This is a genomic window from Lysobacter sp. Soil_N_23 (genome assembly GCF_057656135.1).
In genome coordinates this window covers 21,770-47,489 of sequence record NZ_JBDGKY010000024.1, presented here as the reverse complement: position 1 = coordinate 47,489, position 25,720 = coordinate 21,770, and the positions used below count along the sequence as shown (strand labels likewise).

General features: G+C 67.5%; 22 protein-coding genes and 1 pseudogene. 15 read left to right on the top strand and 8 right to left on the bottom strand.

The genetic code is table 11. The annotated features are described in order from the left end of the window. Positions 1-228 precede the first annotated feature (228 nt). From AC3A3X_RS15560 to AC3A3X_RS15550, 3 genes are all read left to right on the top strand, one after another. The gene (locus AC3A3X_RS15560; RefSeq protein WP_487583929.1) at positions 229-735 is read left to right on the top strand and encodes a hypothetical protein; all 507 of its coding nucleotides are present in this window, start codon (positions 229-231) and stop codon (positions 733-735) included. A 117-nt stretch (positions 736-852) separates the two neighbouring features. Continuing rightward, positions 853-1,599, top strand: a complete 747-nt coding sequence (locus AC3A3X_RS15555) for a pseudouridine synthase (RefSeq protein WP_487583940.1) — start codon at positions 853-855, stop codon at positions 1,597-1,599. 104 nt (positions 1,600-1,703) lie between these two features. Then, complete coding sequence (locus AC3A3X_RS15550; RefSeq protein WP_487583928.1) at positions 1,704-2,144, top strand: hypothetical protein; 441 nt, start codon at positions 1,704-1,706, stop codon at positions 2,142-2,144. Between the two features lie 185 nt (positions 2,145-2,329). Here the strand turns inward: AC3A3X_RS15550 and kbl are convergent, their stop codons facing one another. Continuing rightward, complete coding sequence (kbl, locus tag AC3A3X_RS15545; protein WP_487583927.1) at positions 2,330-3,535, bottom strand: glycine C-acetyltransferase; 1,206 nt, start codon at positions 3,533-3,535, stop codon at positions 2,330-2,332. Between the two features lie 580 nt (positions 3,536-4,115). Here kbl and AC3A3X_RS15540 point away from each other — a divergent pair. After that, the gene (locus AC3A3X_RS15540; protein ID WP_487583926.1) at positions 4,116-4,790 is read left to right on the top strand and encodes a hypothetical protein; all 675 of its coding nucleotides are present in this window, start codon (positions 4,116-4,118) and stop codon (positions 4,788-4,790) included. Positions 4,791-4,838: 48 nt separating this feature from the next. Here the strand turns inward: AC3A3X_RS15540 and tdh are convergent, their stop codons facing one another. Further along, entirely contained in the window at positions 4,839-5,873 is a 1,035-nt protein-coding gene (gene tdh / locus AC3A3X_RS15535; RefSeq protein WP_487583925.1) for an L-threonine 3-dehydrogenase, read from the bottom strand. Between the two features lie 156 nt (positions 5,874-6,029). Here tdh and AC3A3X_RS15530 point away from each other — a divergent pair. Together AC3A3X_RS15530 and AC3A3X_RS15525 are read left to right on the top strand one after the other, a co-directional pair. After that, positions 6,030-8,191: pseudogene (locus AC3A3X_RS15530) on the top strand (S46 family peptidase). A gap of 204 nt (positions 8,192-8,395) precedes the next feature. Next, the gene (locus AC3A3X_RS15525) at positions 8,396-10,558 is read left to right on the top strand and encodes a S46 family peptidase (RefSeq protein WP_487583924.1); all 2,163 of its coding nucleotides are present in this window, start codon (positions 8,396-8,398) and stop codon (positions 10,556-10,558) included. Positions 10,559-10,654: 96 nt separating this feature from the next. Here AC3A3X_RS15525 and AC3A3X_RS15520 read toward each other — a convergent pair whose 3' ends face one another. Then, positions 10,655-11,059, bottom strand: a complete 405-nt coding sequence (locus AC3A3X_RS15520) for a DUF3224 domain-containing protein (protein ID WP_487583923.1) — start codon at positions 11,057-11,059, stop codon at positions 10,655-10,657. 151 nt (positions 11,060-11,210) lie between these two features. On the opposite strand from AC3A3X_RS15520, the gene AC3A3X_RS15515 reads away from it, so the two are divergent. From AC3A3X_RS15515 to AC3A3X_RS15485, 7 genes are all read left to right on the top strand, one after another. Continuing rightward, the gene (locus AC3A3X_RS15515) at positions 11,211-11,852 is read left to right on the top strand and encodes a histidine phosphatase family protein (protein WP_487583922.1); all 642 of its coding nucleotides are present in this window, start codon (positions 11,211-11,213) and stop codon (positions 11,850-11,852) included. A 116-nt stretch (positions 11,853-11,968) separates the two neighbouring features. Further along, positions 11,969-13,258 (top strand): bifunctional tetrahydrofolate synthase/dihydrofolate synthase, encoded by a 1,290-nt coding sequence (gene folC, locus AC3A3X_RS15510; protein WP_487583921.1) that lies wholly within the window; start codon positions 11,969-11,971, stop codon positions 13,256-13,258. Between the two features lie 95 nt (positions 13,259-13,353). Beyond that, positions 13,354-14,388: an SPOR domain-containing protein gene (locus tag AC3A3X_RS15505; protein ID WP_487583920.1), complete on the top strand. Its 1,035-nt coding sequence runs from the start codon at positions 13,354-13,356 to the stop codon at positions 14,386-14,388. A gap of 48 nt (positions 14,389-14,436) precedes the next feature. Next, positions 14,437-15,021: a CvpA family protein gene (locus AC3A3X_RS15500; RefSeq protein ID WP_487583919.1), complete on the top strand. Its 585-nt coding sequence runs from the start codon at positions 14,437-14,439 to the stop codon at positions 15,019-15,021. A 46-nt stretch (positions 15,022-15,067) separates the two neighbouring features. Continuing rightward, positions 15,068-16,534: an amidophosphoribosyltransferase gene (gene purF / locus AC3A3X_RS15495; RefSeq protein ID WP_487583918.1), complete on the top strand. Its 1,467-nt coding sequence runs from the start codon at positions 15,068-15,070 to the stop codon at positions 16,532-16,534. A 21-nt stretch (positions 16,535-16,555) separates the two neighbouring features. After that, positions 16,556-16,894: a ribonuclease E inhibitor RraB gene (locus AC3A3X_RS15490; RefSeq protein ID WP_487583917.1), complete on the top strand. Its 339-nt coding sequence runs from the start codon at positions 16,556-16,558 to the stop codon at positions 16,892-16,894. Between the two features lie 7 nt (positions 16,895-16,901). Beyond that, positions 16,902-17,708, top strand: coding sequence for a ferritin-like domain-containing protein (locus AC3A3X_RS15485; RefSeq protein ID WP_487583916.1), 807 nt, complete (start codon positions 16,902-16,904; stop codon positions 17,706-17,708). A gap of 353 nt (positions 17,709-18,061) precedes the next feature. Here the strand turns inward: AC3A3X_RS15485 and lpxH are convergent, their stop codons facing one another. Then, positions 18,062-18,796: a UDP-2,3-diacylglucosamine diphosphatase gene (gene lpxH / locus AC3A3X_RS15480; RefSeq protein WP_487583915.1), complete on the bottom strand. Its 735-nt coding sequence runs from the start codon at positions 18,794-18,796 to the stop codon at positions 18,062-18,064. A gap of 152 nt (positions 18,797-18,948) precedes the next feature. On the opposite strand from lpxH, the gene gltX reads away from it, so the two are divergent. Beyond that, a complete protein-coding gene (gene gltX / locus AC3A3X_RS15475) occupies positions 18,949-20,355 on the top strand; it encodes a glutamate--tRNA ligase (RefSeq protein WP_487583914.1) in 1,407 nt (468 codons plus the stop codon). A 27-nt stretch (positions 20,356-20,382) separates the two neighbouring features. Continuing rightward, complete coding sequence (locus AC3A3X_RS15470) at positions 20,383-20,877, top strand: transcriptional repressor (RefSeq protein WP_487583913.1); 495 nt, start codon at positions 20,383-20,385, stop codon at positions 20,875-20,877. 33 nt (positions 20,878-20,910) lie between these two features. Here AC3A3X_RS15470 and AC3A3X_RS15465 read toward each other — a convergent pair whose 3' ends face one another. From AC3A3X_RS15465 to AC3A3X_RS15450, 4 genes are all read right to left on the bottom strand, one after another. Next, on the bottom strand, positions 20,911-21,201 hold the full coding sequence (locus AC3A3X_RS15465) for a hypothetical protein (RefSeq protein ID WP_487583912.1): 291 nt from the start codon (positions 21,199-21,201) through the stop codon (positions 20,911-20,913). 239 nt (positions 21,202-21,440) lie between these two features. Beyond that, the gene (locus AC3A3X_RS15460) at positions 21,441-22,682 is read right to left on the bottom strand and encodes an MFS transporter (RefSeq protein WP_487583911.1); all 1,242 of its coding nucleotides are present in this window, start codon (positions 22,680-22,682) and stop codon (positions 21,441-21,443) included. Next, entirely contained in the window at positions 22,679-23,116 is a 438-nt protein-coding gene (locus AC3A3X_RS15455; RefSeq protein WP_487583910.1) for a MarR family winged helix-turn-helix transcriptional regulator, read from the bottom strand. Before AC3A3X_RS15455 ends, AC3A3X_RS15460 begins: the two co-directional genes overlap by 4 nt. A gap of 354 nt (positions 23,117-23,470) precedes the next feature. Beyond that, on the bottom strand, positions 23,471-25,636 hold the full coding sequence (locus AC3A3X_RS15450; protein ID WP_487583909.1) for a TonB-dependent receptor: 2,166 nt from the start codon (positions 25,634-25,636) through the stop codon (positions 23,471-23,473). Between the last annotated feature and the right edge of the window lie 84 nt (positions 25,637-25,720).

Genomic DNA, 25,720 nt, shown 5'->3' with positions numbered 1-25,720 from the left:
CGGGAGTCTCGGCAACGGGTCTCCGCACCGCAATCTTCGAAGCCCGGCCTTGTGCCGGGCTTCGTCGTTCGTCAGGCGAGCGGGGATCCGCCATGGCGTCGCCGTGATGCGCGCGTGACGCTGTTTTTCCGGCAGTTTTTGCGGTTGTCGCCAGTTGCATCGGCGCCTACACTGCCGACGCAACCCCGCGACGTTCCGGTCGCGGGGACGAATGGAAGGAGCCGTGCCATGCGCGCGATGATCGCTGTGTCGTTGTTGTTGCTCGCCGGAGTAGCGCAGGCGCAATCGGCGCAATGCGGTTCGATGGCGGCACCGGCTGCGCTGCCGATCCGTCCGACCGTGGTCGCGCCGATCGCGCCGGAACTGGTCGTGCCCAGCCATCAGCTCGGTGCGCCGACCGGCGTGCTGTCGCAGGCGTTCGATGAAGCACTCGCCGTGGACCAGGTGCTGTTCCGGCTGCGACTGGAAGGTTGCCAGGTGGCCAAGGCGTTGCCCGCTGCCGCTCCGGCGGCGGCGATGCCGAGCGCGAATGATCCGGCCGCCTACAAGCCCAAGACGCAGTTCGACAACACGCCTTGGCGGTTCGACATGAACCAGAACGGCAAGAAGATGACGGCCGAAGAGTTCGATGCCTGGATGAAGGCGAAAGGCGTGCGCGTGGCCAAGGGCAAGGGCGGCGCCGTGGCGCCGGCGGCAACGACGCCGGCCGCACCGGTCAAGGACGAGAAGAAGTGAGCACGCGGGGCGCATTCGCGCCCCGTTGTCCGCGTGGCACCACGCGCGCTGCGCGGGTGCTTGCGCAACGTCGCCCATGAAAGCGAGCGACATGAAGTCAGCGAATCGAGCGAGTCGATGATGGCGTCCGTGCCTCGCCACGGCCTTGCGCGCGTGCTTTCAAAACAGGGTGTGTGTTCGCGCAGCGAGGCCGCGCGCTGGATCCTGTCCGGTCGCGTCGAAGTCGATGGTCGCGTGATCCGCGATCCGGAGTTCCCGATCGTGCAGGGCCGCCACCGTGTCGTCGTCGACGGCAGCGAGCTCGGCCAGTCGCGGCGCATCCACCTGATGCTCAACAAGCCGCGCGGCCTGGTCACCACGACCCAGGATGAGCGCGGTCGAGATACCGTCTACCGGTGCTTCGACGGTGCCGGCCTGCCGTGGCTGGCGCCGGTTGGCAGGCTCGACAAGGCCAGCGAGGGCCTGCTGCTGTTCAGCAACGACCCCGCCTGGGCGGCCCGCATCACCGACCCGGAAACCGGTCCCGACAAGACCTACCACGTGCAGATCGACACGCTGCCGGACGAGGCGTTGCTGGCGGCACTGGTGGCCGGGGTGGACGAGGAAGGGGAGTGGCTGCGCGCCAGCCGGGTGAATCTGCTGCGCAGCGGCGAACGCAATGCCTGGCTCGAGATCGTCCTCGACGAAGGCCGCAACCGGCAGATCCGCAGGCTGCTTGCCGCGTTCGGGATCGACGTGCTGCGCCTGGTCCGGGTCGGCATCGGCCCGCTGGTGCTGGGAGATCTTGGCAAGGGGCAATGGCGTGAACTGAGCGAAGCCGAAGTGGCTGCACTGGTCTCGCCTCCCTGTTCATCTGAGTGTTGAATGCCGGCAGTGCCGGATTGTGGGCGGCATCACCTTTTTAACGTTTCCTTTGCGCGGTTTTGACGCCTACACTGCCGCCAACTTCGTCGTGGGGAGAGCTTGAGATGCGCAAGATGTCGATGGTGGTTTCGCTGCTGCTGGTGTCGGGAGTTGCCGCAGCGCATACGGGTATGAATGATCGTGGCCCGGCCGGCGCCACCCAGTCCGACGTCGCTCGTTCGGCCGTGCGCATGGATCAAGGCGTGATGGTTGCCGCCGGCAAGAAGACCAAGGCCGCCGAAGCCGCTCCGAAGGCCGAGGAAGCCAAGGCCGAGGTCGCAGCCGAATCCACGCTGCCGGGCGAGTACAAGCCCAAGACCCAGTTCGACAACACGCCGTACCGTTTCAACATGAACCAGAACGGCAAGAAGATGACCGCCGAAGAGTTCGATGCCTGGATGAAGTCGCGCGGCATCCGCGTCGCCAAGGGCGCACCGGCTGCCGGTGCCCAGCCCGCCGCTGCGCAGGGCGGCGCCCAGGTCGCGAGCGACGCCAAGGGCAAGTAAGCGCACCACATCCTCGTCGGATGCAAAGCAGAAGGCCGGTCAATGACCGGCCTTTTGTTTTCTTCAACCACATCACGCCACCAACCACATCACGTCACCAACCACATCACGTCATCCCGGCGAACGCCGGGATGACGGTGAGGGGTCGTCACGGTAAGTGAGTCCGTCGCCGTGCCTTGCTTTCGTCAGGCCTTCACCACACCCAGTTCGCGACCAATCTTCACGAACGCCGCGATTGCCTGGTCCAGTTGTTCGCGCGTGTGTGCGGCCGATATCTGCGTGCGGATGCGCGCCTGCCCCTGCGGCACCACCGGGAAGAAGAAGCCGATCGCGTAGATGCCTTCTTCCAGCAGCCGCGCTGCGAACTTCTGCGCCAGCGGTGCGTCATACAGCATCACCGGGCAGATCGGGTGCACGCCCGGCTTGATGTCGAAGCCGGCGGCGGACATCTGCTCGCGGAAATAAGCAGTGTTGGCGGCCAGCTGTGCGCGCAGTTCGCCTGCCGAAGAAAGCATCTCGAACGCCTTGATGCCGGCAGCGACCACGTGCGGCGGCAGCGAGTTGGAGAACAGGTATGGGCGCGAGCGCTGGCGCAGCATTTCGATCACTTCGCGGCGCGCGGTGGTGAAGCCGCCGAGCGCGCCGCCCATGGCCTTGCCCAGGGTGCCGGTGAAGATGTCGATCTTGTCCATCACGCCCTTCACTTCGGCCGAGCCGCGGCCGCTGGCGCCGAGGAAGCCAGTGGCGTGGCATTCGTCGATGTGCACGAGTGCGTTGTACTTCTTCGCCAGTGCGGTGATCTCGTCGAGCGGGGCGATGAAGCCGTCCATCGAGAATACGCCGTCGGTGGTGATCAGCTTGGTCCTGCAGCCAGCGGCATCGGCGGCCTGCAGTTGCTTCTCCAGGTCGGCCATGTCGCAGTTGGCGTAGCGGAAGCGCTTGGCCTTGCACAGGCGCACGCCGTCGATGATCGAGGCGTGGTTGAGGGCGTCGGAAATGATGGCGTCTTCTTCGCCGAGCAGGGGTTCGAACAGGCCGCCGTTGGCGTCGAAGCAGGCGGCGTAGAGGATGGTGTCCTGGGTGCCGAAGAAGTCGGCGATGGTCTGTTCGAGTTGTTTGTGCAGGTCCTGGGTGCCGCAGATGAAGCGCACCGAGGCCATGCCGAATCCGTGGGTGTCGAGTGCGGCCTTGGCGGCGGCGATCACGTCCGGGTGGTCGGCAAGGCCGAGGTAGTTGTTGGCGCAGAAGTTGAGCACGGTGCGGCCGTCTTCGAGGGTGATCTGCGCCGACTGCGGCGAGGTGATCACGCGCTCGGCCTTGAACAGGCCCTGGCTGCGGATGGTGTCGAGTTCTTCCGCGTAGCGGGCGGTCAGGGCAGGGGAGTCGGTCATGGCGGGATTCCGTCGGTGGCAGGGCGCTGCGGCAAGCGGGCATTTTAGCTGTTACGTGGTTGCTGCATGGGTAGTCGGGAATGTCGCGTGGCGCTGGCCGCGGAAGTGCGTCGTTCGCAGAGGCAAGAGCGCTGGCTGCGGAAGGGCGCCGTCCGCCGGGCTGGGGATTGCTCCGCCCCTTAGTCGGACATCCTGTCCGAATGCGGGGCGCGGGACATCCATGTCCCGCTGCGGAGCAATCCCCAGCCCGGCGGACGACGCTTCGGCAATTCGTTGCCCGGTCTTCGGTGGCCCTCACCCCAACCCCTCTCCCGTAAACGGGAGAGGGGCTTTATGTCGTCATCCCCGCGAAGGCGGGGACCCAGCGACGTTGCTTTCGCCGTCATGCCCTCACCCCAACCCCTCTCCCGTAAACTGGAGAGGGGCTCACACCGTCATTGGAAGACCGTCATCCCCGCGAAGGCGGGGACCCAGTGACGTTGCTCTCGCCGTCATGCCCTCACTCCAACCCCTCTCCCGCAAGCGGGAGAAGGGCTTCTAGCCGCGGCAACTGGTTACCATCCGCCCCATGAGCCCGAGCGTGCCCCTCCGCACCACGCTGCCGCTGTGGCCGCTGCCGTTCCTGGCTGCGCTGCTGCCGTTCGCGGTAAGCCACCTGGCGTGGTGGCTGTCGGTGCGCGACGGTCTGATTCCTTCCTGCAACCCGTACTGGGACGGTTGCGTGTCGATCAGCCGCGCGGCGCGATACGGTCTGGGCAACCATCTCTTTCGCATGGTGATGCTGCCGAGCGCGACGATCCAGGCGCTGTGCTGGCTGGCGGCTACCTCGTGGCTGCGTCAGCAATGGCAGGTGCGCGCGCGGGTGTTGCCGTGGCTGGGCCTGGCGACAGGTGTGTTTCTTGGCATGTACGCCACGTTTCTTGGCAGCGACGGCGAGGTTTATCAGGTGCTGCGCCGCTACGGCGTGTACCTGTACTTCGGCTGCAGCTACATCGCGTTGATGCTGGTGCTGCATGCGTTATCGAGCCTGCAACCGCGGCCGCGTGCCTACGCGCCGTTGCTGGCGGTCGCGTGGGGGTTCCTTGCCATTGGCGTAACCGCGGTCGCGCTGGCCTATGCGCTGGCCGCCACGCCGTATGGCGATCGCTGGGAGAACGTGCTCGAGTGGCACGTCGGATTGTGGCTGACCGCGATGTTCGCGACGCTGGCGTGGAACTGGTGGCGCGAGGGTCTGCGCGTGGCGTTGCTGGACTGACGGGCGCCTGGTTGCGCCCGTCAGTTGCGCCGGATCAGTTCAAGTCAATCAATTCCAGCTCAGCACGACCTTGCCGGCCTTGCCCGATTCCATCAGTTCGAAGCCTTGCTGGAAATCGTCGATCGGCAGCTGGTGCGTGAGCACCTTGCCGAGCGGGAAGCCGCCGAGCACGAGCTGCGTCATCTTGTACCAGGTCTCGTACATCTTGCGGCCGTACATGCCGTGGATGGTGAGGCCCTTGAAGATGATCTTGTCCCAGTCGGCGCCGGCGCCCTTGGGCATGATGCCGAGCATGGCGATCTTGCCGCCGTGGTACATGCAGTCGAGCATGTCGTTGAAGGCGCGCGCGTTGCCGCTCATCTCCAGGCCGACGTCGAAGCCTTCCATGTGCAGGTCGGCCATCACATCCTTGAGCGAGGTGTTGGCGACGTTGACCACGCGCGTGGCGCCCATGTCGGCGGCGAGCTTGAGGCGGTAGTCGTTGACGTCGGTCACCACCACGTTGCGCGCGCCGATGTGCTTGCAGATGCCGGCGGCGATGATGCCGATCGGGCCGGCGCCGGTGATCAGCACGTCCTCGCCGACCACGTCGAATTCCAGCGCGCAATGCGCGGCGTTGCCGTAGGGATCGAAGAACGCGGCCAGCTCGCTCGGGATCTGGTCGGGGATCGGCCACAGGTTGCTGGCCGGCATCACGATGTACTCGGCGAAGGCGCCGTTGCGGTTGACGCCGATGCCGATGGTGTTGGGGCACAGGTGCTGGCGGCCGGCGCGGCAGTTGCGGCAGTGGCCGCAGACGATGTGGCCTTCGGCCGACACGCGCTGGCCGATCTTGTAGCCGGTCACGCCCGGGCCGACTTCGGCGATGTGGCCGACGAATTCGTGGCCGATCACCAGGCCCGGCTTGATCGTGCGCTGGCTCCACTCGTCCCACAGGTAGATGTGCAGGTCGGTGCCGCAGATCGCGGTCTTTTCGAGCTTGATCAGGACTTCGTTCGGGCCGGGTGCGGGGACCGGCACCTCTTCCATCCAGATGCCCTTGCCAGCTTCGCGCTTGACCAGCGCCTTCATCGATTGCGTCATTGGGATCGTCCGCGGTTTGGCGGTAAAGAGACGGCAATTATACGCCGCCGACCCGGTCCGGCCGGTGGGCGGGTTTGCCCGGGGCGGCAGGATTGGCCTATCGTCGCCGGCTTCCCGAGCCGCCAGATTCAATTCATGTCCCCGCCCATGCCGACCATGCGCCACCGTTTGTCCGCCCTGTCCGTCTCGCTGTTGCTGGGCCTGGGAGTGGGCGCCGCCCATGCCGACGAGGGCATGTGGATGCCGTCGCAGCTGCCCGATATCGCCCGCCAGCTCAAGGCGGCCGGCTTCAAGGGCAAGCCCGGCGACCTCGCCGAGCTGGCGCGGCCGCCGATGAATGCGGTGGTCAAGGTCGGCGGCGCCAGCGGCGCGTTCGTGTCGAAGGATGGCCTGGTGCTGACCAACCACCACGTCGCTTTCGGTGTGATCCAGTACAACTCCAAGCCTGATCGCGACCTGATCAAGGACGGTTACATCGCCAGCGACCGCGCCGGCGAACTGCCCGCCAATCCCGACTATCGCGTCCTGGTCACGACCGGTTTCGACCGCGTCACCGACACCATCCTCGCTGATGCGCTCGGCAAGCAGGGTCGCGCCTATTACGACGCCGTCGACAGCGCCAGCAAGGCCGCGGTCGCCAAGTGCGAAAGCGAACCGGGCTATCGCTGCAGCATCGCCAACATGTACTACGGCACCGATTTCTATCTCGTGCGCCAGCTCGAGCTGCGCGATGTGCGCCTGGTCTACGCGCCGCCGAACGACATCGGCAACTACGGCGGTGAAGTCGACAACTTCGTCTGGCCGCGCCATGCCGGCGACTTCACGCTGCTGCGCGCCTACGTCGGCAAGGACGGCAAGCCGGCCGACTACTCCGCCGACAACGTGCCGTACGTGCCGCCGGCGCACCTGCAGATGTCGACGCGCAACGTCAAGGACGGCGATTTCGCCATGCTCGCCGGCTACCCGGGCGTGACGTTCCGTCATCGCATGGCGTCGGAGTTCGACAACCAGATCCAGTGGCAGCTGCCGTCGCGCGTGGCGCTGTACCAGCGCATGATCGATGTGGTCGAGGCCGGTGGCAGCAAGGATGAAGCCGCGCGCGTGAGCTACGCCTCGCAGGTGCGCGGCATGAAGAACACCCTCAAGCGCGCGCAGGGCGAACTCGATGGCCTGCGTCGCAGCGACGCGGCCAAGGTGCGTCGCGACGACGAGTCGGCCATGTACGCCTGGCTCGACAAGCAGGCCGATGCCGCCGCCACGCGCGCCGACATCGACCCGCGCAGGCGGTCATCGACCAGGGCGTGGCCACGCGCGAGCGCGACCAGTTGCTGGGCGCGATCCAGTCGCAGATGCAGTTGCTGCGTGCGGCGATCACGCTGCAGCGCTGGGCCGCCGAGCGTCCCAAGCCGGACACGCAGCGCGAGACCGGTTACCAGCAGCGTGATGAAGTGCTGATCACCGGTCAGCTCAAGCAGGTACAGAGGCGATACGCGCCGGCGATCGAGAAGGCACTGCTGACCGAACTGCTGACGCAGTACCAGGCGTTGCCTGTGACGCAGCGCGTGGCCGAGTTCGATGCGGTGTTCGGCACCAGGCCGGCGCAGCTGAAGACGCGGTTGGATGCGCTGTACGCAGGCACCAAGCTGGGTGACGAAGCCACGCGCCTGGGCGCGATGGAGTCCGACAGCGACACGCTGGCCAAATCTGACGACACGCTGCTCAAGGCGGCGGCGACGCTGCTGCCGGCAATCCAGCGCCTGGAAGACGAGAACAAGGCCAGCGCCGGCGAGCTGCTGCGTCTGCGCCCGGCCTACATGCGCGCGCTGATCGCCTATCGCAAGTCGCAGGGCCGCGCCGTCTACCCGGACGCCAACTCGACCCTGCGCGTGAGCTATGGCCGCATCAGCGCGATGGACCCGCGCGATGGCGTGCACTACCTGCCGCTGACCACGGTGCAGGGCATCGTCGAGAAGCACACCGGCGAGGAGCCGTTCAACGCGCCGCAGCCGCTGCTTGACGCGATCGCCAAGGGCGACTTCGGCAGCACCGCCGAGCTGAGCCTGGGCACGCAGACGGTGGACCTGATGACCAACCTCGATACCACCGGTGGCAACTCCGGTTCGCCGGTGCTCGATGCAAAGGGCGACCTGATCGCCCTGAACTTCGACAGCAACTGGGAGGCGGTGAGCGCGAGCTGGATGTTCGATCCGCGCTACAAGCGTGCGATCCATGTCGACATGCGTTACCTGCGCTGGCTGCTGGCGAAGGTGTATCCGGCGCCGCATCTGCTCAGGGAAATGAACCTGCCGGCGGAATGAGGACAGGGAACATTCAGGATCCTTCTCCCGCTTGCGGGAGAAGGTGCCCGGAGAGCCTGCCCCGTACTTGATACGGCGGCGGATGAGGGCGATTTTGATTTCTCGCGGCGGCTGCCCTCACCCCAACCCCTCTCCCGTAAACGGGAGAGGGGCTCAGGCGATGGGCTAGACTCGCCCGTTGATCTTCCTGCTCGGAGTGGATGCATGCGTCTTGCGGTGTTGGCAGTTGCGGTACTGGGTGCGATGGCCGGCGTCGGCGTCGCCCGGGCAGGCGAGGGCATGTGGGTGCCGCAGCAGTTGCCGGAAATCGCCGGCCCGCTCAAGAAGGCCGGCCTCAAGCTCAATCCCAAACAATTGGCCAACCTCACCGGCGACCCGATGGCCGCGGTGGTCTCGCTGGGCGGTTGCACCGCCAGCTTCGTTTCGCCGCAGGGCCTGGTGGTGACCAATCACCACTGTGCCCATGGCGCGATCCAGCTCAACTCCACGCCCGACAAGAACCTGATGAAGGACGGCTTCAACGCCGCCACGCAGGGCGAGGAAGTTTCCGCCGGACCCAATGCGCGCATCTATGCGCTCGACACGATCCAGGACGTGACCCGCCAGGTGCAGGACGCGATCGCGGCTGCACCCGACGCGATCGGGCGCACGGCTGCCCTGGAGAACATCGAGAAGCAACTGGTGGCCTCGTGCGAGCGCGAAGCCGGATTCCGCTGCCGCCTGTACAGCTTCTCCGGCGGCAATGCCTATCGGTTGTTCCGCAACCTCGAGATCCGTGACGTGCGCCTGGCCTATGCGCCGCCCGGCGGCGTCGGCAACTTCGGTGGCGAAGGCGACAACTGGACCTGGCCGCGCCATACCGGCGACTTCGCGTTCTATCGCGCGTATGTCGGCAAGGACGGCAAGCCCGCCGCGTACTCGCCCGACAACGTGCCCTACCGGCCCAGGGCCTGGCTGAAGTTCGCCGACAAGCCGCTGGTGGCCGGTGACTTCGTGATGGTGGCCGGTTACCCGGGTCGCACGGCGCGCTATGCGCTGACCGAGGAGTTCGAGGAAACCGCGAACTGGACCTATCCGACCATCGGCGGCCACTACAAGGATCTGGTCGCACTGGTCCAGGCCGAGGGGCGCAGGAACCCCGATGTCGCGGTGAAGTACGCCAACACCGTGAAGGGCTGGCAGAACACGATGAAGAACTACGACGGCCAGCTCGCCGGCTTCAAGCGCATCGACGCCGCCGGCCGCAAGCAGGCCGAGGAAACCGCGGTGCTGGAATGGTTGCGCCAGCAGGGCGGCCAGGGCGAGGCGGCACTGGCCGCGCACGCCAAGCTGGTGAAGCTCGACGATGCGGCCCGCTTCAATCGCGAACGCGACCTGGTATTCGGGCAGCTGCGCAGCACCGGCGTGCTCGGCGCGGCGACGCAGCTGTACCGGCTTTCGCTCGAGCGCGCCAAGCCCGATGCGCAGCGCGAGCAGGGCTACCAGCAGCGTGACCTGGCGACGTTCGAAGGCGGCATGCGGCAGATGGAGCGTCGTTACGTGCCGGCCATGGATCGCCAGCTGCAGGCCTACTGGTTGCGCGAGTACACCAAGCTGCCGGCATCGCAGCGCATCGCCGCGATCGAGAAGTGGCTCGGTGGCAGCGACGACAAGGCGATCAACCGCGCCCTCGACAAACTCGCCAGGACCAACCTTGGCATCACCGAGCAGCGGCTGAAGCTGATGTCGGCCAGCAGCGCCGAGCTGGAAAAGAGCAAGGACCCGGCGATGCAGTTTGCCGTGGCGATCATGCCGACCGTGCTGCAGCTGGAAAGCGAAGGCAAGGCCCGCGCCGGCGACGCCTTGCTGGCGCGCCCGCTGTACCTGCAGGCGGTGGCGGACTACCGCAAGAGCAAGGACCAGTTCGTCTATCCCGACGCCAACTCCTCGCTGCGCATCACCTTCGGCAATGTCACCGGCTATACCAAGCTAGATGGCAGCAAGCAGGTTCCGTTCACGCGTCTGGAGGAGGTCGCGGTGAAGGCGACGGGCCAGGATCCGTTCAATGCGCCCCAGGCGCTGCTCGATGCGGTTGCGGCGAAGAACTACGGGGGGCTGGCCGACAAGAAACTCGGCACGGTGCCGGTGAACTTCCTGTCCGACCTGGACATCACCGGCGGCAATTCCGGATCGCCCGTGCTCGACGCGCAGGGCAAGCTGGTGGGCCTGGCGTTCGACGGCAACTGGGAATCGGTGAGCAGCAACTGGGTGTTCGATCCGGCGATGACGCGGATGATCTCGGTCGACCAGCGCTACATTCGCTGGGTCATGCAGGAGGTCTATCCGGCGCCGCAACTGCTGCAGGAGCTGGGTGTTCCGAAGAGGTAACTGTCGTCCCGAACGCAGTGAGGGGCCTGCTTCACAGCAGATCCTTCGCTGCGCTCAGGATGACAAGGTGATGCTCAGGATGACAGTGGCAGACTCTTACTCCTGCCGCGGCAGCTCGTAGTCAAACGCGTAGAAGTGCGTGCCATCGCGGATGTCGATGGTCATGCGCCCGCTGAGACCCTTCAGCTCGCCGGTGCCCGAGTCCGGCACCACGCTCACCGTCAGTGTCGGTGCGCCGCGGTCGAGCGTGCCGTTGTGCTGGGTGAGGAAGGCGCCGACGCGGCCATCGAGCGTTCCGGAAATGCGCTCGACCGCGACGTAGGCCGCCGAACCTTCGACTTCGGTGCCGACCGCGAGCATGTGCACCACCGACGTGGCATCGAGCGTGCCGTGGAAGCGCTTGTCGAAACGGAAGTGGCCGGCGACGACGCCATCGCCCAGGTCGCAACCGCCTTCCGGCGTGCGCTTGACTTCGAATTCGCCTTTCACCTGCTGTGCCATGGTCGTGCTCCTTGCGGCCGATCTGAAGGGTATGCACTGAATCCTCGCGCACGGCCACGGCGGTTGCCAGTGCAACGGTTGTGCCGCCGCCGGCATTTGCCTAGGCTGCGCAGCTGTCGTCCCATGGACCGTCGTCCCCACAGACCAGAGCATGCGCATCCTCTTAGCCCGTCACGGCGAGACGCCGTGGAACGCCGAAGGCCGCTACCAGGGCCAGGAAGACATCCCATTGTCGCCGGTCGGCATCGGCCAGGCGCGTGCGCTGGGCGAGCGCCTGCGCGACTTGTCGATCACCCGCGCCGTGGCCTCGCCGCTGACGCGGGCCCGCCAGACCGCCGAGTTCGCCCTGGGCGAGCGCGATCTGCCGCTGACCCTCGATCCGGGCCTGATGGAAATCGCCCACGGCACCTGGGAAGGCCTGCTCGCCAGCGAAATCCGCGAGCGCGACGGCGAGCGTCTGCAGGCCTGGCGCGATGCGCCGCATGAAGTGCTGATGCCCGAAGGCGAGTCGCTGCAGCATGTGTTCGACCGTGCCTGGCCGGCTTTCGCCCGCGCCACCGAAGGCCTGGGCGATGGCGACACCCTGCTCGTGGTCGCCCACGACGCGGTCAACCGCGTGCTGCTGTGCCACGTGCTGGGCATCCCGCTGGCGCGACTGTGGGGCTTCCGCCAGGCGCCGACGACGATCAACCTGCTCGAAGGCCCCGACGTCGACCGTCTCGACGTGGTCCGCCTCAACGACTGCAGCCACCACACGCTGCTGTTCGGCGAAGCGGTGCACCGGGCCCTGTAAGCGCCGTGTCGTAGGAGCGAGCTTGCTCGCGATCGGGCGCTGATCGAAGCTGATCCGCCCGATCGCGAGCAAGCTCGCTCCTACGGGAAGGGGGGAGTCGGGCGATAATGCGCGCCATGACCCGCACGCTTGCCGACTGGCTCGAGTACATCGAGCGCATCCATCCCAAAACCATCGACATGGGCCTGGAGCGCATCGGCGAGGTCGCCAGGCGCCTGCGCCTGAAGCGCCCGGCGAAGAAGGTCATCAGCGTCGGTGGCACCAACGGCAAGGGCTCCACGGTGGCCTTCATCGAGGCGATCGCCCGCGCCGCGGGCCGCACGGTCGGCGCCTACACCTCGCCGCACCTGCTGGCCTACAACGAGCGCATCCGCATCGACGGTGCCGACGTCGGCGACGCCGACCTGATCGCCGCCTTCGAAGCCATCGAGGCGGCCCGCGGCGAGGTCGAGCTGACCTATTTCGAGTACGGCACGCTGGCGGCGCTGTGGCTGTTCGAACGCGCCGGGCTGGACCTGGCGATCCTCGAGGTCGGCCTGGGTGGGCGCCTGGATGCCACCAACCTGGTCGATGCCGATGTCGCGGTCGTCACCACCGTCGACCTCGATCACCAGGACTACCTCGGCGACGAGCGCGAGGCGATCGGCGCCGAGAAGGTCGGGATCGCGCGGATGGGCAAGGCGCTGGTGCTGGGCGACGACGATCCGCCGTCGAGCGTGCTCGGCCACGCCTACCGCATCGGCGCGTCGACCTGGCGCATCAGCAACGATTTCTTCTTCGAAGTGCTCCCCGTCGAGCTGGACGGCAATGGCGAACTGCTGCCGCCGCGCTGGCGCTGGCGCGAGGTCGGCTACCGCCAGGAGCTGCCGATGCCGCGTCTGGCGGCGCCGGTGCAACTGCGTAATGCCGCCGTCGCCATCGCCGCCCTGCGCGCGCTGGGCAAAGCCGTGCCGCGTGCAGCCATCGCCGAGGGCGTCGCCAATGCGCAAGTCAGTGGCCGGTTGCAGCGCTTCGACCGCGGCGGCGTCGAGGTCGTGGTGGATGTCGGCCACAACCCGCAGGCGGCGCGTGCGCTGTCGGCGTGGCTGGCCGCCAACCCGGTTGCCGGCACGGTGCACGCGGTCTATGCGGCGCTGTCGGACAAGGACGCGGCCAGCGTGGTCGACGCGATCGCGCCGCAGGTCGCGCATTGGCACCTGGCGGGCCTTCCAGGACCGCGCGGTGGCAGCGTCGAAGGGTTGGCAACGCGCTTGCAGGGCACCCGGGCGGCGACAGCAACACGTCATGAGCAGGTCGAGGATGCGCTGCAACAGGCGCAGGCGCAGGCACGTCCGGGGGATCGGGTGCTGGTGTTCGGTTCGTTCCATACCGCCGCCGCCGCGCTGGAGTGGCTCGGCCGCGACTGAACGATGCGGCGCGATCCCTTTTCACCGGACCGCGGTCGCGGCGGGCGGCGAGGGTATAATTCGCACGGCAATCCGCCTGCGGTGTGCGAGACCCGATGGAACCTGCCCTGAAACAGCGACTGATCGGCGCGACGGTACTGGTCGCGCTGGCAGTGATCTTCCTGCCCATGCTGATCAAGGGCCCGGCGCCCGAAAGCGGAGCCTCCGACGTTCCCCTCAAGCTTCCCGATGCCCCGCAGGGCGAATTCGAGACGCGAGAGTTGCCATTGGTTACCCCCGGCCAGGCGCCGCAAGGTGGCGCGGTCGGTATGGACGCAGGCGACGCCGACAGACTGGCGACGGTCGATACCACGCACGCAGCGTCGCCCGATGACGCCACGCCCGCACCTGCCGGCACCGCGGGAGGCGATTACGCCGTGAGTTTCGGCAGCTACGCCTCCGCAGCCGACGCCGACCGTGTGGTGAAGGCGCTGACTTCGGCGCAGTTGCCCGGTTTCCAGGAGGCAGCACCGGGCAGCGGTGGCCGTACCCTTTATCGCGTCCGCATCGGACCGTATGCGACCCAGGCCGAGGCCGAGGCCGCGCGCCTGCAATCGGCGCGCGTGCGCAGCGACGTCGGTGCCAGGGTCGTGACCTTGAATGCCGCCGCGGATGCGGATGCCGCCGCGCCGGCGGCGCAGACCGCGGCCGTGCAGCCCGCACCGGCGGTGTCGGCGGCGGTACCGCTGGCCGACTCGACGCCGGCAGCGCGACCGGCGCCGCTGCCGCCGGAGCCGTCCAAGCCGGCGACCAAGCCTGCCGTCGAGGCCCCGGCCAAGCCCGTCACCAGGCCAGCACCGACCACGGTCGCCAGCGCCGCCCCAGCGGCAGCGCCGGCCCGGCCGGCCGCCGCCGATACCGGGTTTGCCGTGCAGCTGGGCGCCTTCGGCAGCGCCGAGGAAGCCGGCAAGCTGCGTGACCGCGCCCGCGCGGCCGGCTTCAGCGCCTTCGTCGAGCAGGTCCGGACCGACAAGGGCGTGCTCAACCGGGTCCGGGTCGGGCCGGTGGCCAGCCGTGCCGATGCCGACCAGCTCAAAGGCCAGGTCGCGGCGAAGCTCGGCGTCGGCGGCATTGTCCGACCGCACCCCTGACCCCATCTAGGCCGGGTAGACCATGAGCGCACATGAGTGCCCCACTACATGAGCGCGATTGACTGGGTGCTGCTGGCGGTGGTGGCGGCATCGGCCCTGTTCGGGTTGATGCGGGGCTTCGTCGGCGTGCTTGCTTCGCTGGCGGCCTGGGTGCTGGCCGGATGGGCGGCATTCCGGTTCGGTGCGCAGGTCGCGCTGGTCCTGGCCGGTGATGGCGACGCCGGTCCCGGCGAGCTGCTCGCCGGTTACGCGCTGAGTTTCATCTGCGTGCTCATCGTGGTCGGCCTGGTGGGCTGGCTGGTACGCAAGCTGGTGCAGTCGGTCGGCCTGTCCGGGCTGGACCGGTTGCTGGGCCTGGTACTGGGCCTGGCGCGTGGCGCGTTCGTCGCCTGCGCGCTGGTGCTGCTGCTGGGCCTGACGGCGATGCCAAGCGAGCCGCAGTGGCAGCGCTCGCAGGTGGTGCCGGTGTTCGTTCCGGGTGCGCAGTGGCTGCGTACCTGGCTGCCCGACTGGGTGGCCGCGCAAGTCGACCTGGATGGTCGCGAAGAAGCACTACCGGCACCGCAATCGCCGGCACATGGACCGTCACATGATTCGGGGCAGGCATTGCCTGCGCCGGTCAGCGAGGCCTGACGGCCGCGCCCGCAACAACCCTCTTTACTCAGCAGGACTCATCACCATGTGCGGCATTCTCGGTATCGTCGGCCATAACGACGTCGCGGCGCAGCTCTACGACGGCCTGACGGTGCTGCAGCATCGCGGCCAGGACGCCGCCGGCATCGCCACCGCCAACGGCAGCAAGCTGCGGGTGCACAAGGGCAATGGCCTGGTCAGCGAGGTCTTCGACGCCAAGGCGATGGCCCTGCTGGAAGGACGCGTCGGCATCGGCCATTGCCGGTATCCCACCGCCGGCAGCGAGGGCTCCGACGAGGCGCAACCGTTCTACGTCAACTCGCCCTTCGGCATCGCCCTGGCCCACAACGGCAACCTGATCAACACCGACGCGCTACGCCGCGAGGTGTTCGAGCAGGACCGCCGCAACGTCAACACCGAGTCGGACTCGGAAGTGCTGCTGAACGTGTTCGCGCATGAGCTCGACACGCAGAAGGCGCTCAACCCCGAGGCCACGTTCCGCGCCATCGAAGGCGTGCACAAGCGCTGCGTCGGTGGCTTCGCGGTGGTCGCCACCGTGCTTGGCCTGGGCCTGGTCGCGTTCCGCGATCCCAACGGCATCCGTCCGCTGGTGCTGGGCAAGCGCCAGGGCAACGGCCAGGACGAGTACATGGTCGCCTCCGAATCGGTCGCCCTCGACCTGCTTGGTTTCGAGCGCCTGCGCGACGTCCGTCCCGGCGAGGCGATCGTGATCACTCCGCGCGGCGAACTGTTCACGCGCCAGTGCGCCGAGCCGCGCATGCATACGCCGTGCATCTTCGAGTACGTCTACTTCGCCCGCCCCGATTCGATGATGGACGAGGTTTCGGTGCACAAGGCGCGCATGCGCATGGGCCAGAAGCTCGGCGAGAAGATCCTGCGCCTGCGTCCGGACCACGACATCGACACCGTGATCCCGATCCCCGACACCTCGCGCGACGCCGCGCTGGAAATCTCCAACGTGCTGGGCGTGAAGTACCGCGAGGGTTTCATCAAGAACCGCTACGTCGGCCGCACTTTCATCATGCCGGGGCAGGGCGAGCGCGCGAAGTCGGTGCGCCGCAAGCTCAACCCGATCCCGCTGGAGTTCCGCAACCGCGTCGTGCTGCTGGTCGACGACTCGATCGTGCGCGGCACCACCTCCAAGCAGATCGTGCAGATGGCGCGCGACGCCGGTGCGCGCAAGGTCTACCTGGCCTCGGCCGCGCCGCCGGTGCGCTTCCCCAACGTCTACGGCATCGACATGCCGTCGGCCGAAGAGCTGGTCGCGCACGACCGCACCGACGATGAAGTGCAGACGCTGCTCGGCTGCGACTGGCTGATCTACCAGGACCTGTCGGACCTGGAAGAGGCGGTGTCCGGGCCCAAGCACAACATCGAGTATTTCGATTCGTCGTGCTTCAACGGCGAATACGTCACCGGCATCGAGCCGGGTTACTTCGAGCGCATCAAGCAGCTGCGCTCGGACGAAGCCAAGAAGACGCGGAGGGCCTGAGCCATGCACGAACTTCGCCGAATGATGATCCCTGACGACGAGAACGGCCAGGTGCTGCGGCAGATGCTCGACGACGGCGACGACCTGGACGTGCCGCGCGGGATCGAGTTCTTCCATGTGTTCGCCGAGCAGGAGGACGCCGACGCCTTCGTCGAAGCCGCCGCCGCATTGCCCGACCTGATGGTCGAGGATGCCGAGGTGGACGAGGAAGGCATCTGGCAGGTGTGCGTGGTGCGCGTGATGGCACCGTCGCACGCGGCCATCACGGCGCTGGAACTTCAACTGGGCGAGTTGGCCGAGTCTCACCGCGGCTATGCCGATGGCTGGGGCTGCCCGCCGGCGGATGAGACCGCGCACTGACCCTGGTATGGACGGCTCGCTGTTTTCCGCGGCGCGGGCCTGCCTCGACGCATCCACGCCGGACGACAAGCTGGCGCTGACATTCGCCGCGGCCGAAGCTTTCGCCCGCGGCGAGCTGGTAGTCGACGATCACGCACCTTTGCCTGAGCCGATCCGCATGCCCGGGAGGCCGCAGCGCCCGCTGCTGGTGCATCCACGCGACCTTCCCAGGCGCGGCTTCGGCACCAGCGACGGTCGCGCGGCGTTCGTCCACGCCATTGCCCACATCGAGTTCAACGCGATCGACCTGGCATGGGACGCGGCGTACCGGTTTCGTGGCATGCCCGCCGATTTCTACGCCGACTGGGTAAGCGTGGCCGCCGACGAGGCGCGCCACTTCGCGATGTTGCGTGCGCGCCTGCAGGAGTTCGGCCGCGACTACGGCGACTTCGATGCCCACAACGGCCTGTGGGAGATGGCCGAGAAGACCGCACACGATGGCCTGGCGCGGATGGCGCTGGTGCCGCGCGTGCTGGAGGCACGTGGCCTGGATGTGACGCCGGCGATGATCGTCAAGCTGCGTTCGCTCGGCGATGACGCCACTGCCGACATTCTTGAAGTGATCCTGCGCGAGGAAGTCGCGCACGTCGCCGCCGGTTCGCGCTGGTTCCGCTGGTATTGCGAGCGCGCCGGCGTTGCCCCTGCGCCGCGTTTCCGCGAGTTGCTCGCCGAATATGCGCGTGCGGTGCTGTACGGCCCGTTCAATCACTCCGCGCGCAGTGCGGCGGGGTTCGACGACGAGGAACTGGCTGCGCTGGAAAAGCTGGCGGGATAACCGCGGTAATCCGTCATCCCGGCGAACGCCGGGATCCATTTGCCGTTGACGTTGCTCGACAGTCGCTGGGTTCCCGCCTACGCGGGAATGACGGGGTGGTGGCGCAATCACGATCTCTCACCGTCATCCCCTTGTCCCGTCATCCCGGCGAACGCCGGGATCCAGGCCCGCAGTGCATCAGCCCCTGTCACCGTCGTCCCGGCGGACGCCGGGACCCAGGCCGTCACGGATCCAGCCTTGTCACCGTCATCCCGGCGAACGCCGGGATCCATTGGCCGTTGACGTTGCTCGACAGTCGCTGGGTTCCCGCCTACGCGGGAATGACGGGGTAGTTCGCGGGAATGACGATGCGCTCAACCAATCGCCTGCAAATCGTACCCATCCGGACTCACCCGCAGCACCGACCCCTGGTCGTACCAGTCGCCCAGCACGATGCGCAGGCAGGCATGTCCATCGACGTCCAGTTCATGCATCGCCGGGCGATGGGTATGGCCGTGGATCATCGTGTCGATACCGTAGCGGCTGAAGGTGCCAGCCACCGTCGCCGGCGCGACGTCGGTGATGGTTTCCATCGTGCCCTGGGTCTTGAGCCCGCTCTGATGCGCCTTGCTGGCCGCGCGCGCCTGCTGGGCAAAGGCGATGCGTGCCGCCAGCGGTTGCGACAGGAACTGCACCTGCCACTGCGGATGGCGCGTCTGCGCGCGGAACTGCTGGTAGGCGACATCGTCGGTGCACAGCAGGTCGCCGTGCAGCACCAGCGTCGGGCGGCCGTACAGCATCACCACCGACGGGTCCGGCAGGATCCGCGCGCCGGCGCGGCGCGCGAAGTCGTCGCCGAGCAGGAAGTCGCGATTGCCGCGGATGAAATACACCGGCACGCCCGACTGGTTCAGTGCATGCAGTTCGCCGGCGACGAAGGCGCCGGTGTCGGACGGATCGTCGTCGCCGACCCAGGCTTCGAACAGGTCGCCGAGGATGTACAGCGCATCGGAACCACGGGCTTCGTTACGGATGAACTGGCCAAACAGTTGTGTGATCTGCGGGCGCTCGGCGTCGAGGTGAAGGTCGGAAATGAACAAAGTGGTCATGGTGGGATTCTAGGGCACCGCGTTGCGGCTGCGGCCGGCGGGTCCTTCAACTCCGCGCCTGCGGCGCTACGCTCGGGACGAACGGTCAGGGAATCGGTGGGCCGGCCCCCACTCCGGTAAAATCCCCGCTTTCCGCCGTCCGAGCCCCCCGCATGAGCTGCCGTACCCGTTTCGCCCCCAGTCCCACCGGCTACCTGCACATCGGCGGCGCACGCACCGCGCTGTACTGCTGGCTGGAAGCGCGGCGTCGCGGCGGGCAGTTCATCCTGCGCGTGGAGGACACCGACCGCGAGCGCAGCACTCAGGCGGCGATCGACGCGATCCTGGAGGCGATGGACTGGCTGGGCCTGGGATACGACGAAGGCCCGATCTACCAGACCCAGCGCCTGGATCGCTACCGCGAGGTCGCCGAGCAGATGGTCGCGGCCGGCACCGCGTACTACGCGTACGAGACCAAGGCCGAGCTCGAGGCCATGCGCGAGGCCGCCATCATCGCCGGCGACAAGCCGCGCTACAACGGCGCCTATCGCGAGCGCAACGAGGGCTATCGCGATGATCCCAACCGCGTCATCCGCTTCAAGAACCCGTACGACGGCGTGGTCGCCTGGGACGACAAGGTCAAGGGTCGCATCGAGTTCGCCAACGGTGAGCTCGACGACCTGGTGATATTCCGTTCCGACGGCTATCCCACCTACAACTTCGCCGTGGTGGTCGACGATCTCGACATGGGCATCACCGATGTCGTGCGCGGCGACGACCACGTCAACAACACCCCGCGCCAGATCAACATTTACCGCGCACTGGGGGCCGAAGTCCCGTATTTCGCCCACCTGCCGATGATCCTCGACCCGGAGGGCGCCAAGCTGTCCAAGCGCACCGGCGCCGCCGACGTCATGCAGTACCGCGAGATGGGCTACCTGCCGCACGCGCTGCTCAACTACCTGGTGCGACTGGGCTGGTCGCACGGCGACCAGGAAGTGTTCTCGATCGCGCAGATGACCGAACTGTTCGACCTCAAGGACGTCAATTCCAAGGCCTCGCGCCTGGATCCGGCCAAGCTGGGTTGGCTCAACCAGCAGTACCTGAAGGCCGACGACCCGGCCGAGGTCGGCGAGCACCTGCAGTGGCACCTGCGCGAGCACGGCTATGACCTCGACAAGGGGCCGGCGGCGAAGGACGTCGTCATCGCCCTGCGCGACCGCGTGCAGACGCTCAAGGAGATGGCCGAGCGTGCCGCGGTGTGGTTCCAGCCGCTGACGCATTACGACGATGCCGCGGTCGCCAAGCACCTGGTCGCGGCCGCGCGCGCGCCGCTCGCCGATGCGCGTGAGCGACTGGCAGGCCTGTCGCAGTGGAGCGCCGAGAGCGTGTCGGCGGCCCTGCACGAGACCGCCGAAGCGCTCGCCATCGGCATGGGCAAGGTCGCCCAGCCGCTGCGCGTGGCCATCACCGGTACGCAGGTCAGCCCGGACATCTCCCAGACCGTCTACCTGGCGGGACAGGGCGAGGCCGTGGCGCGCATCGACGCGGCCCTTGCAAAAGTGCCGGCCGGGGCCTAAATCGAGTGCTAGCCTGACGATCCGCTGATGAGCCACCACGACCACGCCTGCACCGACCCCAAGCACCACGTCCACGATGGCGACGCCTTCGTGCAGGAGGTGGAGCGGTCGTGCGAGCAGCGTGGCCTGCGGCTCACGCCGATCCGCGCGCACGCGCTGCGCCTGATCGCCGATGCCGGCCGGCCGGTCAAGGCCTACGAACTGCTCGACCAGATGAAGGCCACGCACGACGCCGCGGCGCCGCCGACGGTGTACCGCGCGCTCGACTTCCTGCTCGAGCACGGCTTCATCCACAAGCTGGCCTCGATCAACTCCTACGTCGGCTGCCACCATCCGGGCGCGGCGCAGCATGCGGTGCCGTTCCTGATCTGCGACCGTTGCCAGTCGGCGACCGAGCTCGAAGACGAGCGCATCGTCGAACTGCTCGATGCGCGCGCGCGCGCGCTGGGTTTCACCGCTCAGGCGCAGACGCTGGAAGTGCACGGCGTCTGCGCGGACTGTACGGGCAAAGAGGCGGCCTGAGCCAAGCAGGATGGTCGCCGACCGGGATGCGTGCTACTCGTACGCGACCGTTTTCACGGACAGCTGCGATCGCGCTGTTCCGCGCTCGCGCATGTAGTCGGCGAAGTAGTCGAGCAACTCGAACTGCGCTTCCTGCGGCAGGAGCCGTAGCGCGCTCGTGTGGCGCGGCACCAGTTCGTCCGGGGTGCGAGGCGCCTGGAGGCGCGGGTCGCGGGTCGAAAGGACGATCTCGCCGCTGAAGTAGATCGTTCCGTCCGATGCGTGTGTAGCGCCGAGCGTGACCAGGCTGGTCAACACCACGGCGCTTGCTGCGAGAACATTCATTGCGACCTCCGGAGGAAGAAGTCGGACACCGTCCGTGGCGACAGTCCGGGTCGCCAGCCGGCAACCGTCGCTTGCATTGCGCGCCGTCGTGGCCCGGATGCCGGGCAAGACGTGGCGCATGGGAATTTTCCCCACCCCATGTGCAGCTTCTGTTTGTGCGCTGCGGGTGTCGCATTGCCCTCAGGCCCGACTGTGAAGATCGACCCGATTCCGGCAATGGCAATTGCTGCTTTTGAGGATCACGCTGCCGCTGGCTGCAAAACGGGCCGGCTCTCGCGAATCGGCAGGTTGGCAACCGCCGCCGCGCCCGCCAGGGCCATGTCGGCGTACCACATCCAGCTGTAGTCGCCGAAGCGTTCCATCACCAGACCGCCGACCCAGGCGCCGAAGAAACCGCCGAGCTGGTGCGACAGCAGGGTCAGGCCGAACAGCGTGCCCAGGTAACGCGGACCGAACAGCTTGCCGACCAGGCCGGCGGTGGGCGGCACGGTGGCCAGCCAGGTCAGGCCGAGTCCCGCCGAGAACACGAAGAAGGTCAGCGGCGTCGGCGGCGAGACGAGGTAGATCGCGATCATCACCGCGCGGCTGGCGTACATTGCCGCGAGCAGATGCTTCATCCGGTAACGCTGGCCAAGCCAGCCGGCGCCGAGGCTGCCGGCGACGTTGAACAGACCTATGAGCGCCAGCGATATCGCCGACACGCTCGCCGGCAAACCGCACAGTGCGATCTCTCCCGGCAGGTGCGTGACCAGGAAGGCGATATGCACGCCGCAGGTGAAGAAGCCCAGGTGCAGCAACCAGTAGCTGCGATCGCGCAGGGCGATGTGCAACTGCTGGCGCAGGCTGATCCCGGCAGCAGCCTGAGAGTGTGTCGTCGCGTCGTCCTCGGCGCGACGTCGCAGCGGCCAGGCCAGCGGCAGCGTTGCCAGTGCCGACAGCGCCAGTGTCCACATCGCGGCCGCCCAGCCGGCCGCGCTGATCACCGCCTGCACCAGTGGCGCGAACAGGAACTGCCCGAACGAGCCACCGGCATTGATGACGCCAGCCGCCATCGAGCGCTTCTCGGCGGGCATGTGCCGTGCGGTCGCGCCGATCAGGATCGAGAAACTGCCCGCACCTGCGCCTGCGGCCGACAGCACGCCAACCGTCAGCAGCAGGCCCCAGGAGGAGTCCAGTACCGGCGCCAGCACCATGCCGACGGCCAGCAGCAGACCGCCGAAGACCAGCACGCGCCCCGGGCCTTTCTGGTCGGCGATCGCGCCGAACACCGGTTGCACCGCGCCCCAGACGAACTGGCCGACGGCGAGGGCGAAACTGATCTGCGCCACGCCCAGTCCGGTGCTGCGTCCGATCGGTGCGACGAACAGCCCCAGCGACTGGCGCACGCCCATGGTGATCATCAGCATGGCGGTCGCCGCCAGCACCAGCGGCCAGTAGCGGGTCATGGCGTGGGGAAGGGGTTGCGCGATTGCGGTGCTCATGCGCGAGCTCCGCTGTCGAGCGAATGTGCGGCCTGGTCGAGACGCGCATGCAGGGCGTCCATGTTGGCCTTGCCCATGCTGGCCTCGATCGCGTCCTGGGCCTGGCGCCAGATCGGCTGCGCGCGAGCCACCAGGCGCTTGCCGTTGGCAGTGACCTTGACCAGGCGCTGGCGCGCATCCTCGCCGCTGGCCAGTTCGACCCAGCCGGCGGCGATGAGCGGCTTCACGTCGCGGCTGAGCGTGGTGCGGTCCATCCCCAGTTCACGGGCCAGTTCGCCCAAGGCCCGCGGGCGGGCGCTGGCACGGCGCAGGATCGAGTACTGGTTGATGTTGATGCCGACCTGGGCCAGCTCGCGGTCGTAGCGCTGGCTGACCAGCCGCGCCAGTTTGCGCAGACGGAAGCAGGTGCATTGGCTGTGGGTAGGGGTTTCCATAAAGGTGCATATACACCTATTTTGGAAAAACGGAAAGGCTATCTCCATATGGCAAGTGGAACGTCCATGGATCCCCGCCTTCGCGGGGATGACGGGGTGATGGCGCGAACGATCATTCACTCGTCCCCTGTCCCGTCATCCCGTGTCCCGTCATCCCGGCGAACGCCGGGATCCAGGCCCGCAGCCGGTCAGTCCGGTCACCCTTTGCCGCTTGTGCCGTCATCCCGGCGAACGCCGGGATGCATTTGCCGTTGATGTTGCTTGAAAGTCGCTGGGTCCCCGCCTTCGCGGGGATGACGGTATGCGGATGCGGGTGCGGTGACGGTGCGGATGCGCGTGCGTCTGCGGCGTGCGTCAGAAGAACGCGCGTACGCCGAAGGCGAAGCCGCGGCCGGGCAGCGGGGCGACGTCCTTGAGGAAGGACGTGTGCACGCGGGCTTCCTCGTCGAGCAGGTTGTTGCCGTCGACGAACAGTTCCCACGCGTTGCCGGCGGCGGTGTCGGCATGCCAGGCCACGTGCGCATCGACGAGCGTGTATCCCGGCGTTGCGGTCTCGAACTCGGCCACGTCGTCCTGCTTGGCGTAGCGCACCGCGCCGAGCGAGGCGCGCCACTGGCCACGCTCCCAGCGCACTTCGCCACCGACACGGCCGGGCGCAATGCGCGGAAGGTTGCCGCCGCGGGCGAGGTCGATGGTGTACTCGTCGCTGTGATCGCCGTGCGGCACCGAGAAGGTCAACTCGCGCGTACCGCTGCCGCTGAGTTCGCCGCGCACCATGTCGCCGAAGATGCGAAGTTCCCAGTCGGCTCCCGCGCTGTCGGCGAAGTTCCAGCTGGCCTCGGCTTCGGCGCCGTTGAATCGCGCGTTGTCCTGCGTCCACACACGCACCGGGCCGTCGGCGTCCTCGATGCCGGTGTCGGCGAGGTAGATGAAGTCGTCATAACGCACGTGGTAAAGCGAGGCTCCCAGCTTGAACGGACCGTTGTGCCAGTGCAGTCCGATCTCGGCGCGGTTGGCGGTCTCGGCGTCGAGTTCGGGCGAGCCCAGCTCGATGCTCGAGGTAGCGACGTGCAGGCCGTTGGAATACAGCTCTTCGGCGGTCGGCGAACGTTGTGCGCGATCGAGCCCGAAGGACAGGTGCCAGGACTGGTTGATGTCCCACTTCAGGGCCGCCGACAGGCTGCTGGTGTCGAAATCGCGGTCGGGACCGATCGCGATCGCATTGTCGACGTCGATCTTGTTGCGATCGAGGCGTGCGCCGAGCTCGGCCTTGAACGCGCCGAAGGTGCGATCGCCGAGCCAGAACAGGCCGGCGTCGTTCGACTTCGACGGCGGCACGAACGCCTCGTCTCCGATGGCTTCGAAGTCGCGCTGACCCCATTGCAGGCCGACCGCGCCGTCCCAGCCCAGCAGCGGCTCGTGGACGAGTTCGACGCGACCTTCGGTGCTGGTGTTCTCGAACACCGTGCCGGTTTCCTCGCCCTCGAACTCGGTATGCGTGTACTCGGTGCGTGCGACCTTGGCGCGCAGCGACTTGAACGGTCCGAGGTTGTCGAGACCGCCGCGCAGTTCGTAGCGGTGCTGGTCCATGGAGATGGTGACCGGGCCTTCCTCCTCCTCGACCGGCGCACCGGGGGATTCGTCGGCGTGTTCGTGCGCGGCACCGGGGATGCCGTAGCGGGTGTTGAACAGGCTGGCACCGACGCCGAGGAAGCCGCGGCTGCCGACCCAGGTCACGCCGAGCGCGCCGCTGTCGGTGCGCACCGCGCTGTTGGGCAACGTGCCCTTCTCGGCCGGGTCGGGGGTTTCGCCTTCCTCTGCCATGCGCTGGGCGCTTTCCGGATAGCCGGGGATGTCGTAGTCGCCGGTCTCGCGATGCAGGCCGTCGATGTGGAAGACGAAGCCGCCGCCGGAGGAAGTGCCGTCGAGGCGGAACATGCCGGTGGTCTCGTCGTTGACCGAATTGCCGCGCAGTTCGGCGCGGCCCTGCAGCGGCTCGTCGGTCACCGCCTCGGGGATGCGCCCGTCGACGACGTTGACGGCGCCGCCGATCGCGCCGCTGCCGTAGAGCAGGGTCGCCGGGCCCTTGAGCACCTCGATCTGGTCGGCCAGGAACGGCTCGACGGTGACCGCGTGGTCGACGCTGACGGTGGACACGTCGCCGGAGCCGAGGCCGTCGCTGAGCACTTGCACGCGGGCGCCATCGAAGCCGCGCACGATCGGCCGGCCAACGCCCGGACCGAAATACGAGCTCTGCACCCCCGGCAGCTTGCTGACGGTCTCGCCGATCGAGTTCGCCTTCATTTCGTCGAGCTTCTCGCCGGCCAGTACCTCCACCGGCCGTGCCAGGTCCTCGGCGGTGCCCGCCAGCGGCGTGGCCTTGACCTCGACCCCGGCCAGGTCGGTGGGCTGCTGGTGATCGTGCTGATCGGCTGCGTCGGCGGGCTGGGCGGCCTGGGTGGCGAAGGGGAGGGCGATGGCCAGGGCCAGGGCGAGGGCGAGGGGGAGGCGGCGGGGCATGCGGCGGTTTGGCATGGGTTCGGGTAAAGTGGCGTGGCGGATTCCGTGGAATGTTATATTATAACAACCAAGGTTGTCGCACTC

Excerpts from the sequence above, each read along its gene's own strand:
- AC3A3X_RS15485 (WP_487583916.1), top strand. The coding sequence starts at position 16,902 with ATGGACGGCTCGCTGTTTTCCGCGGCGCGGGCCTGCCTCGACGCATCC.
- purF (WP_487583918.1), top strand. The coding sequence starts at position 15,068 with ATGTGCGGCATTCTCGGTATCGTCGGCCATAACGACGTCGCGGCGCAG.
- AC3A3X_RS15460 (WP_487583911.1), bottom strand. The coding sequence starts at position 22,682 with ATGAGCACCGCAATCGCGCAACCCCTTCCCCACGCCATGACCCGCTAC.
- AC3A3X_RS15500 (WP_487583919.1), top strand. The coding sequence starts at position 14,437 with ATGAGCGCGATTGACTGGGTGCTGCTGGCGGTGGTGGCGGCATCGGCC.
- AC3A3X_RS15520 (WP_487583923.1), bottom strand. The coding sequence starts at position 11,059 with ATGGCACAGCAGGTGAAAGGCGAATTCGAAGTCAAGCGCACGCCGGAA.
- AC3A3X_RS15455 (WP_487583910.1), bottom strand. The coding sequence starts at position 23,116 with ATGGAAACCCCTACCCACAGCCAATGCACCTGCTTCCGTCTGCGCAAA.
- AC3A3X_RS15505 (WP_487583920.1), top strand. The coding sequence starts at position 13,354 with ATGGAACCTGCCCTGAAACAGCGACTGATCGGCGCGACGGTACTGGTC.
- gltX (WP_487583914.1), top strand. The coding sequence starts at position 18,949 with ATGAGCTGCCGTACCCGTTTCGCCCCCAGTCCCACCGGCTACCTGCAC.
- lpxH (WP_487583915.1), bottom strand. The coding sequence starts at position 18,796 with ATGACCACTTTGTTCATTTCCGACCTTCACCTCGACGCCGAGCGCCCG.
- AC3A3X_RS15490 (WP_487583917.1), top strand. The coding sequence starts at position 16,556 with ATGATGATCCCTGACGACGAGAACGGCCAGGTGCTGCGGCAGATGCTC.
- folC (WP_487583921.1), top strand. The coding sequence starts at position 11,969 with ATGACCCGCACGCTTGCCGACTGGCTCGAGTACATCGAGCGCATCCAT.
- AC3A3X_RS15525 (WP_487583924.1), top strand. The coding sequence starts at position 8,396 with ATGCGTCTTGCGGTGTTGGCAGTTGCGGTACTGGGTGCGATGGCCGGC.
- AC3A3X_RS15470 (WP_487583913.1), top strand. The coding sequence starts at position 20,383 with ATGAGCCACCACGACCACGCCTGCACCGACCCCAAGCACCACGTCCAC.
- AC3A3X_RS15450 (WP_487583909.1), bottom strand. The coding sequence starts at position 25,636 with ATGCCCCGCCGCCTCCCCCTCGCCCTCGCCCTGGCCCTGGCCATCGCC.
- AC3A3X_RS15550 (WP_487583928.1), top strand. The coding sequence starts at position 1,704 with ATGCGCAAGATGTCGATGGTGGTTTCGCTGCTGCTGGTGTCGGGAGTT.
- AC3A3X_RS15465 (WP_487583912.1), bottom strand. The coding sequence starts at position 21,201 with ATGAATGTTCTCGCAGCAAGCGCCGTGGTGTTGACCAGCCTGGTCACG.
- AC3A3X_RS15560 (WP_487583929.1), top strand. The coding sequence starts at position 229 with ATGCGCGCGATGATCGCTGTGTCGTTGTTGTTGCTCGCCGGAGTAGCG.
- AC3A3X_RS15515 (WP_487583922.1), top strand. The coding sequence starts at position 11,211 with ATGCGCATCCTCTTAGCCCGTCACGGCGAGACGCCGTGGAACGCCGAA.
- tdh (WP_487583925.1), bottom strand. The coding sequence starts at position 5,873 with ATGACGCAATCGATGAAGGCGCTGGTCAAGCGCGAAGCTGGCAAGGGC.
- AC3A3X_RS15555 (WP_487583940.1), top strand. The coding sequence starts at position 853 with ATGATGGCGTCCGTGCCTCGCCACGGCCTTGCGCGCGTGCTTTCAAAA.
- kbl (WP_487583927.1), bottom strand. The coding sequence starts at position 3,535 with ATGACCGACTCCCCTGCCCTGACCGCCCGCTACGCGGAAGAACTCGAC.